This window comes from Streptomyces sp. NPDC002513 (genome assembly GCF_053595355.1).
Window position 1 is genome coordinate 25,304 of sequence record NZ_JBSFXK010000029.1, and the last position, 17,330, is coordinate 42,633.

Sequence of the window (17,330 nt, forward strand, 5' to 3'; positions counted from 1 at the left end):
ATCACTTGTTGGAGTCCATTTGCTCTGTCAGGATCGGCACTCAAATCGAGCCGGAGCTACGCCAGCCTCCGCGTGGACGCGGGCCGGCGGCGGAGGAGAGCGCTATGCACAACCCGGGCGGCACCGACGGCGCCGACGCCCGCCAAAGGACGCGGGACGACCTACGGACACGTTTCGCGGACGGTGCGCAGTACATCGCGGGCCGGCCGGCCAGGGGCACGTCGGGCCGTACGCACGCGGTGGTCGACCCGGCCACGGGCGACGAGGTGTACACCTATGAACTGGCCGGTGCCGAGGACGTCGACCGCGCCGTGGCCGCCGCCCGCGCCGCCTTCCCCGAGTGGGCCGGCGCGACGCCGGGCGAGCGCTCCGACGCGCTGCACCGCTTCGCCGCCGTCCTCGCCGAACAGGCCGAGGACCTCGCCCGCTTCGAGTCCCTCCAGTGCGGCAAACCCCTGAAGCTGACCCGGGAGTTCGACGTACCGGGCACGATCGACAACACCGCCTTCTTCGCCGGTGCCTCCCGGCATCTGCAGGGGCAGTCGGCCGGTGAGTACTCCGGCGACCACACCTCCTACGTCCGCCGCGAGGCCATCGGTGTCGTCGGCTCCATCGCGCCCTGGAACTACCCCCTTCAGATGGCCGCCTGGAAGATCCTTCCGGCGATCGCCGCGGGCAACACCATCGTGCTGAAGCCCGCCGAGCTGACCCCGCTGACCTCGCTGCTGTTCGCCCGGGCCGCCACCGAGGCGGGCATCCCGGACGGTGTGATCAACATCGTCACCGGAACCGGAAGGGAGGCCGGCGAGCACCTCATCGGCCATCCGGACGTCGCCATGACCTCGTTCACCGGTTCCACCGCCGTCGGCCGGCGGGTGGCCGAGATCGCCACCGCCACCGTCAAGCGGCTCCACCTGGAACTGGGCGGCAAGGCGCCCTTCGTCGTCTTCGACGACGCCGACCTGGAGGCCGCCGCGCACGGCGCCGTCGCGGGCTCGCTCATCAACACCGGGCAGGACTGCACGGCCGCCACGCGCGCGTACGTGCAACGGCCCCTCTACGAGGAGTTCGTCTCCCGGACGGCCGCCCTAATGGAGAGCGTCCGGCTCGGCGACCCGTTCGCACCGGGGACCGATCTGGGCCCGCTGATCTCGCACGTCCAGCGGGACCGGGTGGCCGCCTTCGTGGACCGGGCGCGCTCCTACGCGCGCGTGGTCACCGGCGGCGAGGTGCCGGGGGCCGACCTCGCCAAGGGCGCCTACTACCGGCCCACCCTGATCGCCGACGCCGCGCAGGACAGCGAGGTCGTCCAGTCCGAGATCTTCGGTCCGGTCCTGGTGGTCCTGCCCTTCGACTCCGACGACGACGGCATCCGGCTCGCCAACGACACCCCCTACGGCCTCGCCGCCTCCGCCTGGAGCCGGGACGTCTACCGGGCGAACCGCGCCACCCGCGAGATCAAGGCGGGCTGCGTCTGGGTCAACGACCACATCCCGATCATCAGCGAGATGCCGCACGGCGGATACCGGGCGTCCGGCTTCGGCAAGGATATGTCCGCGTATTCGTTCGAGGAGTACACGCAGATCAAGCACGTCATGTTCGACAACACGGCGGTGGCCCGCAAGGACTGGCACCGCACGATCTTCGGGGACCGATAGACCTTACCCGGCCGCTCACCCGGCCCATCTTCCCGAAAGGGCACCACGCGCATGGAGCAGTACGAGCCCGACCGCCTCTCCCCGGCCCAAGTGGCCGCCATGCGGCGCAGTTTCCGCAACGGCAGGGCCTCCCTCACCCGCCGTTCGCTGCTGCGGGCCACCGCGGGCGGCGCGCTCGCGGCCGGCGGACTCGGGGCGTTGACCGCCTGCGGTATCCCCGCGGCCGGCAAGACCCCGGGCGGCATGTCCGCCGAGGACCACTCGGCCAAGGAGAAGGTCGTCAATTTCTCCAACTGGCCCGAGTACATCGACGTCGACGACAGCGGCAAGCACCACCCGACGCTGGAGACGTTCGCCAAGCGGACCGGCATCGAGGTCAAGTACACCGAGGACATCAACGACAACAACGAGTTCTTCGGCAAGATCAAGCCGCAGCTCGCCGCGGGCCAGGACACCGGCCGCGACGTCGTGGTCCTCACGGACTGGCTGGCCGCCCGGGTGATCCGGCTGGGCTGGGCGCAGAAGCTGGACCCCGCGAACCTGCCGCACGCCTACGCGAACCTGTCGGCGCAGTTCCGCAGCCCCGACTGGGATCCGGGGCGCGCGTACTCCTATCCCTGGCAGGGCATCGCGACCGTCATCGCCTACAACAAGAAGGCGCTCGACGGCATCGAGGTGAAGTCGGTCTCCGACCTGCTCGACAACCCCAGGCTCAAGGGCCGCGTGGGCTTCCTCTCCGAGATGCGCGACAGCGTCGGCATGACGCTGCTGGACATGGGCAAGGACCCGGCGACGTTCACCGACGACGACTTCGACGCGGTGATAGCCCGTCTGCAGAAGGCCGTCGACAAGGGCCAGATCCGCCGCTTCACCGGCAACGACTACACCTCCGACCTCACCAAGGGCGACCTGGCCGCCTGTGTGGCCTGGAGCGGTGACATCGTCCAGCTCAAGGCGGACAGCCCGGACGTCGACTTCATCATCCCGGACAGCGGCTACATCACGTCGACGGACAACATGCTGGTCCCCAACAAGGCGCGCCACAAGACGAACGCCGAGCGGCTCATCGACTTCTACTACGAGCCCGAGCAGGCCGCCGCGCTCGCCGGCTACGTCAACTACGTCAGTCCCGTGGACGGGGTGAGGCCCTACCTCGCGAAGATCGACAAGACGGCGGCGGACAATCCGCTGATCATTCCCGACAAGGCCATGGCCGCGAAGTCGCACCCCTTCCGCTCGCTGACGCAGAAGGAAGACACGGCCTACGAAGAGAAGTTCGCGAAGCTCACAGGGGCGTGACGAAGATGACGACAGACAACAGCGGCGATGTCCGCCTCTCGGGGATCAGCAAGACCTACGGCTCCTTCACGGCCGTGCACCCGCTGGACCTGACCGTGCCGCAGGGCTCCTTCTTCGCCCTGCTCGGCGCCTCCGGGTGCGGCAAGACCACCACCCTGCGCATGATCGCCGGCCTGGAGGAGCCCACCACGGGCGCCGTGCGCCTCGGCGACCAGGCGGTGACGCATCTGCCGCCGTACAAGCGGCCGGTGAACACGGTCTTCCAGTCCTACGCCCTCTTCCCGCACCTGGACATCTTCGAGAACGTCGCCTTCGGTCTGCGCCGGCGCGGCATCAAGTCGGTGAAGAAGCAGGTCGAGGAGATGCTGGAGCTGGTGCAGCTCGGCGAGCAGGCGCGCAAGAAGCCGCACCAGCTCTCCGGCGGCCAGCAGCAGCGTGTGGCCGTGGCCCGCGCGCTGATCAACCACCCCAGGGTGCTCCTCCTCGACGAGCCGCTCGGCGCCCTGGACCTGAAGCTGCGCCGGCAGATGCAGCTGGAGCTCAAGCGCATCCAGACCGAGGTCGGCATCACCTTCATCCATGTCACGCACGACCAGGAGGAGGCCATGACCATGGCCGACACGGTCGCCGTGATGAACGCGGGCCGGGTCGAACAGCTCGGCTCGCCCACCGACCTCTACGAGAACCCGCAGACCACGTTCGTCGCCAACTTCCTCGGCACCTCCAACCTGATCGAGGCCGAGGTGGACGCCAAGCGCGGCGACGAGATCATCCTCAGGGCGGGCGGCGGCAAGCTCTCGCTGGCCGAGGCCCGGTGCTCCGCGCCGACGAGGACCGGCGGCAAGGTGCTGGTCGGTGTCCGCCCGGAGAAGATCTCCCTCACCCACGCCGACGACGCGGGCGCGATCCCCGACGGCCGCAACCGCATCACCGGCAGGATTGCCGACTCCAGCTTCATCGGCGTCTCCACCCAGTACGTCATCGACTGTCCCGTCTGCCCCGAGTTCGAGGTCTACGCCCAGAACATCGACCGCGACCCCCGCCTGGTGCCCGGTGCCGAGGTCGTTCTGCACTGGAACCCGGCGCACACCTTCGGTCTGGACGCGGCGCAGGACATCGACGCCGGCGTGGAGACCGTGGAGTCGGAAGAGGGGGCGGCCGCCTGATGACCGCCGTCACCGAGGCGCCCCCGCCCCTCGCGCCCACCGCCCCCGAGACCAAGCCCCCGCGTAAACGGGGCCGCCTCACGCCGTACTGGCTGCTGCTGCCCGGCATCCTCTGGCTGGTCGTCTTCTTCGCGCTGCCGATGGTCTACCAGGCGTCCACCTCCGTGCAGACGGGCTCCCTGGAGCAGGGCTACAAGGTCACCTGGCACTTCGCGACCTACTGGGACGCGCTGAGCGAGTACTGGCCGCAGTTCCTCCGCTCGGTCCTCTACGCGGCCGCCTCGACGCTGCTGTGCCTGCTGCTCGGCTACCCGCTCGCATACCTCATCGCCTTCCGCGCGGGCCGCTGGCGCAACCTGATCATGATCCTGGTGATCGCCCCGTTCTTCACCAGCTTCCTGATCCGCACCCTGGCCTGGAAGACGATCCTCGCGGACAGCGGACCGGTCGTCGGCGCCCTCAACACCCTGCACGTCCTCGACGTCACCAACTGGCTCGGCTGGACCCAGGGCGACCGCGTCCTCGCCACACCGCTCGCGGTGGTGTGCGGTCTGACGTACAACTTCCTGCCGTTCATGATCCTGCCGCTGTACACGTCGTTGGAGCGCATCGACGGACGCCTCCACGAGGCGGCGGGCGACCTGTACGCCAAGCCCTTCACGACCTTCCGGAAGGTCACCTTCCGGCTGTCGATGCCGGGTGTGGTCTCCGGCACGCTGCTGACCTTCATCCCGGCGGCCGGTGACTACGTGAACGCCGATCTGCTCGGCTCCACCGACACCCGCATGGTCGGAAACGTCATCCAGACGCAGTTCCTGCGGATCCTCGACTATCCGACGGCCGCGGCGCTCTCGTTCATCCTCATGGCCGCGATCCTCATCATGGTCACGGTCTACATTCGCCGGTCCGGGACGGAGGATCTGGTTTAAATGGCCTTCGTACGCTGGCTCAGGCGCCATCTCGTGGTTCTCGCGGGACTGCTGACGCTCGGTTATCTCCTCCTGCCGAACATCATCGTCACGGTGTTCTCCTTCAACAAACCGAAGGGGCGTTTCAACTACCAGTGGCAGCAGTTCTCCATGGACGCCTGGAAGGATCCGTGCGGTGTCGCCGACATGTGCGGCTCGCTGTCGCTCAGCCTCCAGATCGCGGTGTGGGCGACGCTCGGCGCCACCGTCCTCGGCACGATGATCGCCTTCGCGCTGGTGCGCTACCGCTTCCGCGCCCGCGGTGCCGTGAACTCGCTGATCTTCCTGCCGATGGCGATGCCGGAGGTCGTCATGGCGGCCTCGCTGCTCACCCTCTTCCTCAACATGGGCGCGCAGCTCGGCTTCTGGACGATCCTGATCGCGCACATCATGTTCTGCCTCAGCTTCGTCGTCACCGCGGTCAAGGCGCGCGTGATGTCGATGGACCCGCGCCTGGAGCAGGCGGCCCAGGATCTCTACGCCGGGCCCGTGCAGACCTTCCTGCGCGTCACCCTGCCCATCGCGGCCCCCGGAATCGCCGCGGGCGCGCTGCTCGCCTTCGCGCTCTCCTTCGACGATTTCATCATCACCAATTTCAACGCGGGTTCGACCGTCACCTTCCCCATGTTCGTCTGGGGATCGGCGCAGCGCGGAACGCCCGTTCAGATCAATGTCATCGGTACGACGATGTTCATCGTCGCCGTACTGTTCGTCCTGGTCTCCATGGCGATCGGAAACCGCCGAAACCGCCAGAAGGCCTAAGAGCTCTAAACCGCTCCGTGTAATGCACTGGTAGGGAGTTGAAATCATGGCCCCAAGCGCCATGACCCGTTGGACGAAGTCTCTTTCCGAAGCACAGCCGGTCCCGTACTGGCTGGAGGACCCCGGCAAGCCCCACCCCGAGCCCGCCCTCACCGGCACCGAGACCTGCGACCTGCTGGTCGTCGGCGGCGGCTACAGCGGACTGTGGACCGCGCTCATCGCCAAGGAGCGCGACCCGCAGCGGGATGTGGTGCTGGTGGAGGGCCGCGAGGCGGGCTGGGCCGCCTCGGGCCGCAACGGCGGCTTCTGCGCGGCCTCCCTCACTCATGGACTCGCCAACGGACTCGCCCGCTGGCCGGACGACATCCACACGCTTGAGGAGCTGGGCGCCCGCAACCTGGACGAGATCGAGAAGGCGGTCGCCCGCCACGGTCTCGACTGCGACTTCGAGCGCACCGGCGAGATCGACGTGGCGACCGAGGCGTACCAGGCGCGGGAACTGCGGGACTGGTACGACGAGATGGAGCGCCGGGGCCTCGCCGAGGGCACCGAGTTCCTGGACACGGAGGCGGTACGGGAGCAGGTCGACTCGCCGACCTTCCTCGCCGGGCTCTACGACCGCACGGGCGTGGCCATGGTCCATCCGGCCAAGCTCGCCTGGGGCCTCAAGCGCGCCTGCCTCCGCCTCGGCGTCCGGGTCTACGAGCACACGCCCGCGCTCACCCTGCGGCCGTACGGCGCCGGCATGGCCGTACGCACCCCCTACGGGCAGGTCCGGGCGCGCCGGGTCGCGCTCGGCACGAACATCTTCCCCAGCCTGGTGCGGCGCGTGCGCTCGTACACCATCCCGGTCTACGACTACGCGCTGATGACCGAACCGCTCACCGACGAGCAACTGGCGTCGGTCGGCTGGCAAAACCGCCAGGGACTCGGGGACTCGGCGAACCAGTTCCACTACTTCCGGCTCTCGGCCGACAACCGCATCCTGTGGGGCGGCTACGACGCGATCTACCCGTACGGCAAGCGGGTGCGCGCCGAGTACGACGACCGCCCGGAGACCTACGCCAAACTCGCGGGGCACTTCTTCGGCTGCTTCCCGCAGCTCGAGGGCGTCCGCTTCACCCACGCGTGGGGCGGCGCGATCGACACCTGCTCGCGTTTCTCGGCGTTCTTCGGGACGGCCCACCAGGGGAAGGTGGCGTACGCGGCCGGCTACACGGGGCTCGGCGTCGGAGCCACCCGCTTCGGCGCGGACGTGATGCTGGACCTGCTGGCGGGGGAGCGCACGGAACGGACCGAGCTGGCGATGGTCCGCAAGAAGCCGCTGCCCTTCCCGCCCGAGCCGTTCGCCTGGACGGGCATCGCACTCACCAAGTGGTCGCTGGCCCGGGCCGACGCCCACGGCGGACATCGCAACCTCTGGCTGAGGACGATGGACCGCCTGGGCCTCGGCTTCGACAGCTGACCCTCCTCCGGGGCACGGCTGCCCTCGCCGAGCACGGTTCTCCCGGCCGGGAACCGCTACTTCGGCCGAGGCTGACGCCGAGGCCGGGGACCGCCGCTCCGGCCGGGCAGGCGGCCGAGGACGAGCCGCAGTGCGCACAGCAGCACCGCGCACAGGCACCAACTGCCCAGCACATCGAGGGGCCAGTGGTAGCCGTGGCGGACCAGGCCGAAGGCGGCGCCGAGGTTGAGGGCCGCGCAGAGGGCGAGAAGCCCGCGACGGGCGACCGCGGTGGTCAGCCACGGCCACAGCACCAGCGCCGCCGCGCCGTAGGCGAGCGCGGCCGTGGCGGTGTGGCCCGAGGGGTAGAAGCCCGTCGCCGGGCCCATGACGGGTGGGCCCGGCCGGGCGATCAGGTCCTTCAGCGGCACGATCAGGGCGGGCAGGACCGCCATGAGCCCGGCCGCCGCGACGGCCGGCAGCCACCACCGGTGCGCCCCCGCGCGGCGGGCGCGCCGGGCCGCCCAGCCGAGGGCGAGGACCAGGACGGGGACGGCGACCGCGATGTTCCCCAGGTCCGCGAGCAGTCCGGACACCTGGTCCGGATCGACGGCGTCCCGGCCGATCCGCTGGTCCGCCCGCGCGAGCGGACCGTGGGTGACGACCTGCCAGGTGATCAGGAGGAAGAGCAGACCCGAGACGGCCGCGACGACGGCCGGCCTGCGGCGGGACGGGGGAGGCGCGGGTGTGAGGTCCTGCGCTCGGGAGGGCGGCGGCACCGGGACAGCTTCGCAGGGACAGCCCTTCGCACAGGCACCCGGGTGGGTGCGGCATCGCGTGCGGGTGCTTGTCGTGAGGCCTCGCGGAACCGTGCGGAAAGCAGGTCGGCCGCCCCGGAACAGGGGGGAGGTTCCGAGGCGGCCGACCGGACCGGGTTGCCGCGCGCCCCGGGGGGTTTGGGGCGTGCGGCCGTCCGATCCGAGATCCGGAACTGGACGCTCCGGGTGTGTGCGCGAGGCACGACCAGGTCGAAGCTGGGGAGGCCCCGGCCCGGCGTCGCCCACAGTCCCCTGTGGACGGGTGTATCTCTCATCTGCTGAGAAACCTACGGCAGGGAAAACCGCTCCGACAGCCGGAAACGCGTCTTGCCATCCACCTCCCACAGCTTCTTCACACCCTCTGACCGCCGTCGCCCGGCCCCGGAATCCTGACGGAGGAACGGGGCCGGGACGGACGGGGCGCACGAGGTGCTCGGCCGGTGTCCGGGCGGCGGGTTTCGCCGCGCCCGGCGGAGGCGTCCGGCCTGCTCAGATGCGTGCGAACTGCTGCTCGATGACGTCGAGGCCCTCGTTCAGGAGGTCCTGGCCGATCACCAGCGGGGGCAGGAAGCGCAGCACATTGCCGTAGGTGCCGCAGGTCAGGACCAGCAGGCCCTCCTGGTGGCAGGCCTTGGCGAGCGCGGCGGTCGCCTCCGGGTTCGGCTCCTTGGTGGCGCGGTCCTTGACCAGCTCGATCGCGATCATCGCGCCACGGCCGCGGATGTCGCCGATCAGGTCGAACTTCTCGGCCATCGCCGTGAGGCGGGCCTTCATGGTCTCCTCGATCTCCTTCGCCCGGGCGTTGAGGTCGAGCTCCTTCATCGTCTCGATCGCGCCGAGCGCGGCCGCGCAGGCGACCGGGTTGCCGCCGTAGGTGCCGCCCAGACCGCCCGCGTGGGCGGCGTCCATGATCTCGGCGCGGCCGGTCACGGCGGCCAGCGGCAGACCGCCGGCGATGCCCTTGGCGGTGGTGATCAGGTCCGGGACGATGCCCTCGTCCTCGCACGCGAACCACTGGCCGGTGCGGCAGAAGCCGGACTGGATCTCGTCGGCGACGAAGACGATGCCGTTGTCGGTGGCGAACTGGCGCAGCGCGGGCAGGAAGCCCTTCGCCGGCTCGATGAAGCCGCCCTCACCGAGCACCGGCTCGATGATGATCGCGGCCACGTTGTCGGGGCCGACCTGCTTGGTGATCTGGTCGATGGCCTGGGCGGCGGCCTCGGGGCCAGCGTTCTCCGGACCGGTCGGCCAGCGGTAGGCGTACGCCATCGGCATGCGGTAGACCTCGGGCGCGAACGGGCCGAAGCCGTGCTTGTACGGCATGTTCTTGGCGGTGAGCGCCATCGTCAGGTTCGTCCGGCCGTGGTAGCCGTGGTCGAAGACGACGACCGCCTGGCGCTTGGTGTAGGCGCGGGCGATCTTGACGGCGTTCTCGACGGCCTCGGCGCCCGAGTTGAACAGCGCGGACTTCTTGGCGTGGTCACCCGGCGTGAGCTCGGCCAGCGCCTCGGCGACGGCCACATAGCCCTCGTACGGCGTGACCATGAAACAGGTGTGGGTGAAGTCCTGAAGCTGCGCGGAGGCGCGGCGGACGACGGCCTCGGCGGAGGCGCCGACCGAGGTCACGGCGATACCGGAGCCGAAGTCGATCAGGCGGTTGCCGTCGACGTCCTCGATGATGCCGCCGCCCGCACGCCGGGTGAAGACCGGCAGCGTGGAGCCCACGCCCTGCGCGACCACGGCGGTACGGCGGGCCTGCAGCTCCTGCGACTTCGGGCCGGGGATGGCGGTGACGACGCGGCGCTCCTGCGGAAGTGCGCTCATGGGGGCTCCCTGATGATCGTGCGAACCGAACCGGGGGTTCCGGTGCACCGGTGCGGTGGTGGACCGGGGTCCGGGCGGGGTGTTTTCGGACGCTTGCCTTCTTTTCTCGCAGGCTAGAGGCGGTGGTGGGGGGTGGGCATGCTCCATGTGGGAGCCTTGCGCGCCGCTGCTTGTCCGCGGTGGACATAGCGAGGGACACGGCGGAACGGGACGCGTCACCGCAGGCCCGGCACCGAATGCGGTGAACTCCCCGTGGAGCGCGTTAGATTGACTCGCTGATGGTGGACGGTGCGGCTGGTCAGGGGGCAACGGCGATGGACAGCGACGGGACGCAGGACGCCCGGGGCACACGGGCCACTCCCGTGCCGCGTCCGGCGGGGCCGCCGGAACACCCGGAACGCCCGGAACGCTCTGAGGTGCCCCCCAAGCCCACGGTGGCGCCGGGGGTACCCCCTCTGCCCGACGGTACCGCCTTCCTCGCCTGGGTGCGGGCGCCACGGCCCCAGGCCGCACCGGGCGTCTGGCGCTTCGGCCACCGGCCCCGCCCGGAGAAGGAGCCCGAGCGGATCCCGGCCCGGCAACTGCTGAGCGGCGCGCTGATCGCGTTCCTGGTCGGCTGGCTGCTGTGGTCGCTGCTGTCCCACGGCTACCTGGGCGACTGGTGGATCCTGCCCCTGTTCCTGCTGACGCCGGACTCCTGGCGCCAGAGCGGCAACCACGGCGATGTCTTCAACCTCATCCTCTGGGACGGCTACGACCTCCTCGTCGTGGTCGGGATCATGCTGGTGGTGGGCCGGCTGGGCCGCTGGGGCGAGGTGTGGCGCCGCTTCCTCGCGCCCCGCCTGAGGCGCCGCGAGCCCGAGCCGCCCCCGCCCGCCCCCGAGGACGACCCCGCCCAGTGGAACCAGCTCCGCGCCGCGGGCGCCCGCGACGCCGCCGACCGGCTCGCCGCCGAGGCGCGCGCCGGGCTCATGCGGGACGTCGACCACGCCCGTATCACCCGCGCCTGGCAGGGCGTGCTGAACGGCCGGCACGGCCTGGCCACGTTCACCGGCGCGGTCCTGGGGGACGGCGCCGCAGCCTGTCCGCACCCCTCCGGGCAGCGTGACCTGCCCGCCCGGCTGGCCCGGCACGACCTGATGACCGGCCAGGTACGGCTCGGCGCCACCGTCGACGACCCGCGCAACCCCTACGGCTACCGCGGCACCGGACTCGCCCTCGGTCCCGATCTGCTCGGCACCTCCCTGGTCGCCGTCGGGCCCGCCGGCTCCGGCAAGACCGGCTCGGTGGTGTGGCCGCTCGCCGAGTCGCTGTGCCTGCACGCGCTCGCCGGGCGGGCCGCCGTGGTCGTCGTCGGCGCGGCCGGCGCCGGACTCGGCCCCGCGGACGCCTACGACGTCGTCGTACGCATCGGCCATCCCGACTCGGTGTACGACCTGGACCTGTACGGCGGGACCACCGACCCCGACGAGGCGGCGGCCGTACTGGCCGAGGCCCTCGCCGGGGACCTCGCCGACCCGCACCCCGGCGGGGACAGCCGCCGCTCGGCCACCGTGCTCGCCCAGCTCCTCGGGCCGTACCTGGCCGTCCACGGCCGTTTCCCGTCGGTGCCCGAGCTGCGGCAGCTCCTGGACGGCGCGCCCGCCCCGCTCGCGGCGCTGCGCAAGGCGCTGGCGGACTCCGGGCAGGACTCGCTGCTGCGGGAGCTGGACGCACGGGAGCGGCAGGCGCGGCACCCCGGTGACGGGGGCGGTGTCCTCGCCGACCGGCTCGCGCTGCTCGACCGGCCCGCCTTCGCCTCCTTCTTCGACACCTCCGGACAGTCCCGGCCCTTCTCGCTGCGCGCCCTGGACCACCCGGTGCGGGTCCGCATCGACCTGCCCGAGCGCGGCCACGCCGACGCCTCGCGGATCCTCGCGCGACTGGTGCTCGCCCAGTTCACGGCCAGCGTCGCGGTGCGCGAGGACCGGTCGCTGTTCGCGTGCCTGGTGCTCGACGACGCGACCGGTGTGGTGACCCCGGAGGCCGTCCGGGGCATCCAGCGGCTGCGGTCCGCGAACGCCGGGACCGTGCTCACCCTGCGCACCCTCGACGATGCGCCCCGGCCGCTGCGCGGTCCGCTGCTCGGCGCCGCCGGGTGCCGGATGGCGCTGTCCGGGCTCACCCCCTGGGACGGGCAGGACTTCGCCGAGGTGTGGGGCAAGGAGTGGATCGAGGCCCGGGACGTCACCGACCGGCAGATCATCGCGGAGACCCCCGCGGGCAAGGCCCTGCACATGCTGCGCCGCGTGATCACCGGCCATGCGCCGACCGCGCGCGCCGTGACCGTCCGCCAGGTCGAGCGCGAGCGCTGGTCCGCGTCGGAGCTGGCGCACGCGGTGCCGCCGGGGCACGCGGTGCTGTCCCTGACGAACGTCCAGGGCGAGCACGCGCCACCGCTCCTGGTGAACCTGCGCGGCTGAGGCCTTTGGGCGGGATGTCCCGAAATCTCGGGCGGAAGGGCCGGACGGACGGGTCCGGCCGGACCGTACGGTGAGGCAGAATCGACATAGGTCGTTCATACGCGGCGGCCAAAGCATCACCAAGCCCACACCGTCCGTGCCCCTCGCGGAAATCGTGAAGGACTCCGTCACGGATTCCGTGAGGACTCCCGTCCGTGCAGACCGAAGGCCTTATGCCCCCCACGCTCGCCTCGCTCGTCCACCACTCCGCGCTCAAGCTGACCGTGCGCGCGGGCGAGGACCGTCTCGACGTCCCCGTCCGCTGGGCCCACGTCAGCGAACTCGCCGACCCCGTGCCCTACATGGAGGGCGGCGAGCTGCTGCTGATCACGGCGCTGAAGCTGGACGCCGAGAACCCGGTGGCCATGCGGCAGTACGTGAAGCGGCTGGTGGGCGCGGGCGTCGTCGGCCTCGGCTTCGCCGTCGGCGTCAACTACGACGAGATCCCCGAGGCACTCGTGGACGCGGCGCGTCAGGAGGGGCTGCCGCTGCTGGAGGTGCCCCGGCGCACGCCCTTCCTCGCCATCAGCAAGGCCGTCTCCGCCGCCATCGCCGCCGACCAGTACCGGGCCGTGACGGCAGGGTTCGCCGCCCAGCGGGAGCTGACCCGGCAGGCCCTCGCCGGCGGCCCCGAGGGGCTGCTCGCCGCGCTCGCCCAGCAGGTCGACGGCTGGGCCGCGCTCTACGACGCGTCCGGCGCCGTCGTCGCGGCGGCGCCCGAGTGGGCGGGACGGCGCGCCGCACGGCTCACCGCCGACGTGGAACGCCTGCGGGAGCGGCCCGCGCCCGCGAGCTCCGTGGTCGGCGGGCCGAACGGCGAGGACCGGGTCGAGCTGCACTCCCTGGGCACCGGACGCCGCCCCCGGGCCGCCCTCGCCGTGGGCACGGCCGCCGCGCTCGGCACCGCCGAGCGGTACGCGGTCCACTCCGCCATCGCCCTGCTGACCCTGACCACCGAACGGTCCCGGTCCCTGCACGCCGCCGAGCAGCGCATCGGCACGGCCGTGCTGCGCCTGCTGCTCGCCGGCCAGCCCGACCACGCGCGGGCGGTGGCCGGGGACCTGTACGGCGACCTGCTGGACGCGCCGTTCCGGCTGATCCTCGCCGAGTCGGCGTCCGCGTCCGCCGCCCGCGCGCACGCCGACGGGCACGCGCGTGCGGCGCCCGCGCCGCCCACCGCGGCGGCCCTCGCCGCGGCCGAGACGGACGGCGATCCGCTGGACGGGCTCGCGGAGACCGTGGAGTCCGCCGCCGCGCGCGCCGGAGAGTCCGTCCTGGTCGTGCCCGACGGGGAGCGGCTGGTCGTGCTCGCCGCGGACGGCGGCGCGGCCGTCGCCGCGTGCCAGAGTTACGCGCTGGCTGTGCAGGCGGCCCGGGCCGCAGCGGAGAAGCCGGCCGCCGACGAGGACGAGCTGGTGGTGGGGGTGTCGGCGCCCGCCGGTCCGATCGCCGCGGCAGCCGCGTACAAGCAGGCCGAACAGGCCCTGTCGGTGGCCCGGCGGCGCGGCCGGTCGCTGGTCGAGCACGACGAGCTGGCGGCCGGATCGGTGCTGCCGCTGCTCCAGGACGACGCGGTACGCGCCTTCGCGGACAGCCTGCTGCGCGCGCTGCGCGAGCACGACGCGACCGGCCGGGGAGACCTGGTGGCCTCGCTGCGGGCCTGGCTGTCACGGCACGGCCAGTGGGACGCGGCGGCGGCCGACCTCGGCGTCCACCGCCACACGCTGCGCTACCGGATGCGACGCGTCGAGGAGATCCTGGGACGCTCGCTCGACGACCCGGACGTACGGATGGAGCTGTGGCTGGCGCTCAAGACGACGGCCGCGGCGGGGGAGTGACGAACGTCGGACCGCGGCTGTACAACCCGTACTAGACCCGCCCCGCACTGCTCCCCTCCGGACAAACGACCCTACGCAGTTACGGCTTTACCGTGGACCACGCAGTGCAGGGAACACCAACCTCCGAAGGGCCGGGACTCGACATGACCTCCACCCACGCCTTCTGGCTCGCCGGCCGCCAGGCCACCGGTGAGACCACCTTCGACGTCACCTCCTCGTGGGACGGCCGGCTGGTCGCGAAGGTCAGCGTGCCGACCGACGCCCAGGTCGAGGAGGCCGTGGCCGCCGCGTACGCCGTGCGGGACGAGTTCGCCGCCACCCCGGCCCATGTGCGCGCCGCCGCCCTCGACCACGTCTCGAAGCGGCTGGCCGAGCGCACCGAGGAGATCGCGCAGCTGATCTCCGCCGAGAACGGCAAGCCCATCAAGTGGGCCCGTGGCGAGGTCGGCCGTGCCGTCTCCGTCTTCCGCCTCGCGGCCGAGGAGGCCCGCCGCTTCAACGGCGGCGAGGGCCAGCGCCTGGACACCGACGCGGGCGGCCAGGGCCGCCTCGCGCTCACCCGCCGCTTCCCCAAGGGCGTCGTTCTCGGCATCGCGCCGTTCAACTTCCCGCTGAACCTGTGCGCCCACAAGGTCGCCCCCGCGATCGCCGTCGGCGCCCCGATCATCCTCAAGCCGGCCCCCGCCACCCCGCTGTCCGGCCTGATCCTCGGTGACCTGCTCGCCGAGACCGACCTGCCCGCCGGTTCCTGGTCGATCCTGCCGGTCACCAACGACCGCATGCCGGCCCTGGTCCAGGACGAGCGTCTGCCGGTCATCTCCTTCACCGGCTCCGACAAGGTCGGCTACGCGATCATGGACTCGGTGCCGCGCAAGCACCTCACCCTGGAGCTGGGCGGCAACGGCGCGGCCGTCGTGCTCGGCGACTACGCGAGCGACGCGGACCTGGACTGGGCCGCCACCCGCATCGCCACCTTCTCCAACTACCAGGGCGGCCAGTCCTGCATCTCCGTACAGCGCGTGATCGCCGACGCCTCGGTCTACGACCGGCTGCTGCCGCGCATCGTCGCCGCCGTCGAGGCCCAGGCCACCGGCGACCCCTCCGACGACACCACCGACGTCGGCCCGCTGGTCAGCGAGGACGCGGCCAAGCGCGTGGAGTCCTGGGTCGACGAGGCTGTGGGCGCGGGCGCGAGGCTGCTGGCCGGCGGCAAGCGGGACGGCGCCTCGTACGCGCCGACCGTCCTGACCGATGTGCCGGCCGGCGCGACCCTCGCCAGCGAGGAGGTCTTCGGACCCGTCCTCACCGTGCAGAAGGTGGACGGCGAGGCGGAGGCGTTCGCCACCGTCAACGACTCCAAGTACGGCCTCCAGGCGGGCGTGTTCACGCACGACCTCCAGGTCGCCTTCCGCGCCCACCGGGCCCTGGAGGTCGGCGGCGTCGTCATCGGCGACGTGCCCTCCTACCGCGCCGACCAGATGCCGTACGGCGGCGTCAAGCAGTCCGGCGTCGGCCGCGAGGGCGTGACGTTCGCGATGAACGACTACACCTACGAGCGGGTCCTGGTCCTGACGGGCCTGGCTCTCTGAGCCACCCCGCACCACACCGACGGCCGGAGCCCGCTGTGCGGGGGCTCCGGCCGTCGGTATACATCCATGCTCCGACCGTGGAAACCCCCGCCCCGATCCGGGCGCGTGGGGGTTGTCGCGGCGCCAGAGGGGCGAGGGCGGGTGGACGGGCGATCACGCCAACTGCGGCTCGGCGTGCGTCTCCTGGACGGGGACCGCGGTCTCGGTGCCGCCGTGGCCATGGTGAGCACCTTGGGCGAGGTGGCCCCTGGCGCGCAGGATCACCAGGACGGCGATGAGCGACGACAGTCCGGCCGCGCAGAACGGTGCCCAGTCGCCGAGTGCCTCGGCCAAGTGCGGGGCGCACCACGGGGAGGCGGCGGCGCCGAGCCAGCGCAGGAAGTTGTAGCCACCGGAGACCACCTGGCCCGGCAGGTTGCTGCCCGCCATCACGGAGCCGGTCAATGCGGCGTTGTTGACGCCGATGAAGACTCCGGAGGCGATCAGCAGAGCCGCGAAGAGCGGACCATGGGCGAACGCCATCGCGACCATGTCGAGGGTGAACAGCAGCAGGCTGGTGATCAGGACGGGGATCATCCCGAACCGGGCTTCGATCCGTGGGGCGACGATGACGGAGAAGATCGCGAAGGCGACACCCCAGCCGAAGAACACCGCCCCGGTGCCGTAGGTGCTCATGTGCAGCGGGAACGGCCCGTAGCCGAGGATGGTGAAGAAGCCGTAGAAGTAGACGGTGGTGGCGATGATCAGCGGGCGCAGGGCACGGTGGCGCAACGGCTGGAAGGTGTCGGAGACCTTGAACGTGACCTTCGGCTTCGGCTCCTCGCGGAGCATCGTCAGGACGGCGACGAAGCCGATCGCGACGAGGGTGGCGGTGCCGAAGAAGGGGTAGCGCCAGTTGGCGTTGCCGAGTACCGCGCCGAGAATCGGACCGATGGCCATGCCGAGGCCGAAGGACGACTCGAACAGCACGATGGCCTGGGCCCGGCCGCCGCTGGCGGCGCCGACGATGGCTGCGAGTGCGATGGAGACGAACAGGGCGATGCCCACGCCCCAGCCCATGCGGTAGCCGACCAGTTGGCTGATCCCGCCGGAGGTGCCGGACAGCACGGCGAACAGGACGATCGTGGCCATGCCGATCAGGAGCGTCTTGCGTGCCCCTATCCGGCTGGAGAGCCAGCCGGTGAACAGCATGACGATCGAGACGACGAGGAAGTATCCGGTGAACAGCAGCGTGACCTGCGCTTCTCCGGCGTTGAGTGCCGCAGCGATGCTCGGCATGATCGGGTCGACCACACTGGCGCCCATGAAGGCGACGGTCATGGCGAAGGCGACGGCCCAAACGGCCTTGGGCTGGCGCAGGATGCTGCTGCGGGACGGGGATGGTTCTGACATGCCGGGGTGGGACTCCTTCGCAGCGTACGAAGATGGATGGCACGTACACGTATGTGGGCAGGCTTTCCGGG

Annotated in this window: 12 protein-coding genes; 9 read left to right on the forward strand and 3 right to left on the reverse strand. The window is 71.4% G+C overall.

What is annotated here, in order from left to right; all coding sequences use genetic code 11:
- The first annotated feature begins 104 nt into the window (after positions 1-104).
- Genes ACWD5Q_RS20005 through ACWD5Q_RS20030 form a run of 6 tightly spaced genes read left to right on the forward strand, consistent with a single transcriptional unit; the run spans position 105 to position 7,318 of the window.
- Positions 105-1,658, forward strand: coding sequence for a gamma-aminobutyraldehyde dehydrogenase (locus ACWD5Q_RS20005; RefSeq protein ID WP_451428346.1), 1,554 nt, complete (start codon positions 105-107; stop codon positions 1,656-1,658).
- A 51-nt stretch (positions 1,659-1,709) separates the two neighbouring features.
- Entirely contained in the window at positions 1,710-2,957 is a 1,248-nt protein-coding gene (locus ACWD5Q_RS20010; protein ID WP_451428347.1) for a polyamine ABC transporter substrate-binding protein, read from the forward strand.
- Positions 2,958-2,962: 5 nt separating this feature from the next.
- Positions 2,963-4,123 (forward strand): ABC transporter ATP-binding protein, encoded by a 1,161-nt coding sequence (locus ACWD5Q_RS20015; RefSeq protein WP_451428348.1) that lies wholly within the window; start codon positions 2,963-2,965, stop codon positions 4,121-4,123.
- The gene (locus ACWD5Q_RS20020; RefSeq protein ID WP_451428349.1) at positions 4,123-5,052 is read left to right on the forward strand and encodes an ABC transporter permease; all 930 of its coding nucleotides are present in this window, start codon (positions 4,123-4,125) and stop codon (positions 5,050-5,052) included. The genes ACWD5Q_RS20015 and ACWD5Q_RS20020 overlap by 1 nt, the downstream gene beginning before the upstream one ends.
- Positions 5,053-5,853 carry an ABC transporter permease gene (locus ACWD5Q_RS20025; RefSeq protein ID WP_451428350.1) on the forward strand — a complete coding sequence of 267 codons (801 nt, stop codon included), beginning with the start codon at positions 5,053-5,055 and terminating at the stop codon, positions 5,851-5,853. It abuts the gene before it with no gap.
- Positions 5,854-5,899: 46 nt separating this feature from the next.
- On the forward strand, positions 5,900-7,318 hold the full coding sequence (locus ACWD5Q_RS20030) for an NAD(P)/FAD-dependent oxidoreductase (RefSeq protein WP_451428351.1): 1,419 nt from the start codon (positions 5,900-5,902) through the stop codon (positions 7,316-7,318).
- A 56-nt stretch (positions 7,319-7,374) separates the two neighbouring features.
- Here ACWD5Q_RS20030 and ACWD5Q_RS20035 read toward each other — a convergent pair whose 3' ends face one another.
- Both ACWD5Q_RS20035 and gabT read right to left on the reverse strand, forming a co-directional pair.
- Positions 7,375-8,076, reverse strand: a complete 702-nt coding sequence (locus ACWD5Q_RS20035) for a phosphatase PAP2 family protein (protein WP_451428352.1) — start codon at positions 8,074-8,076, stop codon at positions 7,375-7,377.
- Positions 8,077-8,604: 528 nt separating this feature from the next.
- Positions 8,605-9,939, reverse strand: coding sequence for a 4-aminobutyrate--2-oxoglutarate transaminase (gene gabT / locus ACWD5Q_RS20040; protein ID WP_451428353.1), 1,335 nt, complete (start codon positions 9,937-9,939; stop codon positions 8,605-8,607).
- Positions 9,940-10,253: 314 nt separating this feature from the next.
- On the opposite strand from gabT, the gene ACWD5Q_RS20045 reads away from it, so the two are divergent.
- The 3 genes from ACWD5Q_RS20045 to ACWD5Q_RS20055 all read left to right on the forward strand — a co-directional run bounded on the left by ACWD5Q_RS20045 (position 10,254) and on the right by ACWD5Q_RS20055 (position 15,867).
- Positions 10,254-12,401: an ATP-binding protein gene (locus ACWD5Q_RS20045; RefSeq protein WP_451428354.1), complete on the forward strand. Its 2,148-nt coding sequence runs from the start codon at positions 10,254-10,256 to the stop codon at positions 12,399-12,401.
- Positions 12,402-12,613: 212 nt separating this feature from the next.
- Positions 12,614-14,278: a PucR family transcriptional regulator gene (locus tag ACWD5Q_RS20050; protein ID WP_451428392.1), complete on the forward strand. Its 1,665-nt coding sequence runs from the start codon at positions 12,614-12,616 to the stop codon at positions 14,276-14,278.
- A 143-nt stretch (positions 14,279-14,421) separates the two neighbouring features.
- Complete coding sequence (locus tag ACWD5Q_RS20055; RefSeq protein ID WP_451428355.1) at positions 14,422-15,867, forward strand: aldehyde dehydrogenase family protein; 1,446 nt, start codon at positions 14,422-14,424, stop codon at positions 15,865-15,867.
- A gap of 153 nt (positions 15,868-16,020) precedes the next feature.
- Here ACWD5Q_RS20055 and ACWD5Q_RS20060 read toward each other — a convergent pair whose 3' ends face one another.
- Complete coding sequence (locus ACWD5Q_RS20060; protein ID WP_451428356.1) at positions 16,021-17,259, reverse strand: MFS transporter; 1,239 nt, start codon at positions 17,257-17,259, stop codon at positions 16,021-16,023.
- Positions 17,260-17,330 lie beyond the last annotated feature (71 nt).

Bases quoted from the DNA above. Each gene is read 5' to 3' on its own strand.
- ACWD5Q_RS20005 (WP_451428346.1), top strand. From the start codon at position 105: ATGCACAACCCGGGCGGCACCGACGGCGCCGACGCCCGCCAAAGGACG.
- ACWD5Q_RS20010 (WP_451428347.1), top strand. From the start codon at position 1,710: ATGGAGCAGTACGAGCCCGACCGCCTCTCCCCGGCCCAAGTGGCCGCC.
- ACWD5Q_RS20015 (WP_451428348.1), top strand. From the start codon at position 2,963: ATGACGACAGACAACAGCGGCGATGTCCGCCTCTCGGGGATCAGCAAG.
- ACWD5Q_RS20020 (WP_451428349.1), top strand. From the start codon at position 4,123: ATGACCGCCGTCACCGAGGCGCCCCCGCCCCTCGCGCCCACCGCCCCC.
- ACWD5Q_RS20025 (WP_451428350.1), top strand. From the start codon at position 5,053: ATGGCCTTCGTACGCTGGCTCAGGCGCCATCTCGTGGTTCTCGCGGGA.
- ACWD5Q_RS20030 (WP_451428351.1), top strand. From the start codon at position 5,900: ATGGCCCCAAGCGCCATGACCCGTTGGACGAAGTCTCTTTCCGAAGCA.
- gabT (WP_451428353.1), bottom strand. From the start codon at position 9,939: ATGAGCGCACTTCCGCAGGAGCGCCGCGTCGTCACCGCCATCCCCGGC.
- ACWD5Q_RS20045 (WP_451428354.1), top strand. From the start codon at position 10,254: ATGGACAGCGACGGGACGCAGGACGCCCGGGGCACACGGGCCACTCCC.
- ACWD5Q_RS20050 (WP_451428392.1), top strand. From the start codon at position 12,614: ATGCCCCCCACGCTCGCCTCGCTCGTCCACCACTCCGCGCTCAAGCTG.
- ACWD5Q_RS20055 (WP_451428355.1), top strand. From the start codon at position 14,422: ATGACCTCCACCCACGCCTTCTGGCTCGCCGGCCGCCAGGCCACCGGT.
- ACWD5Q_RS20060 (WP_451428356.1), bottom strand. From the start codon at position 17,259: ATGTCAGAACCATCCCCGTCCCGCAGCAGCATCCTGCGCCAGCCCAAG.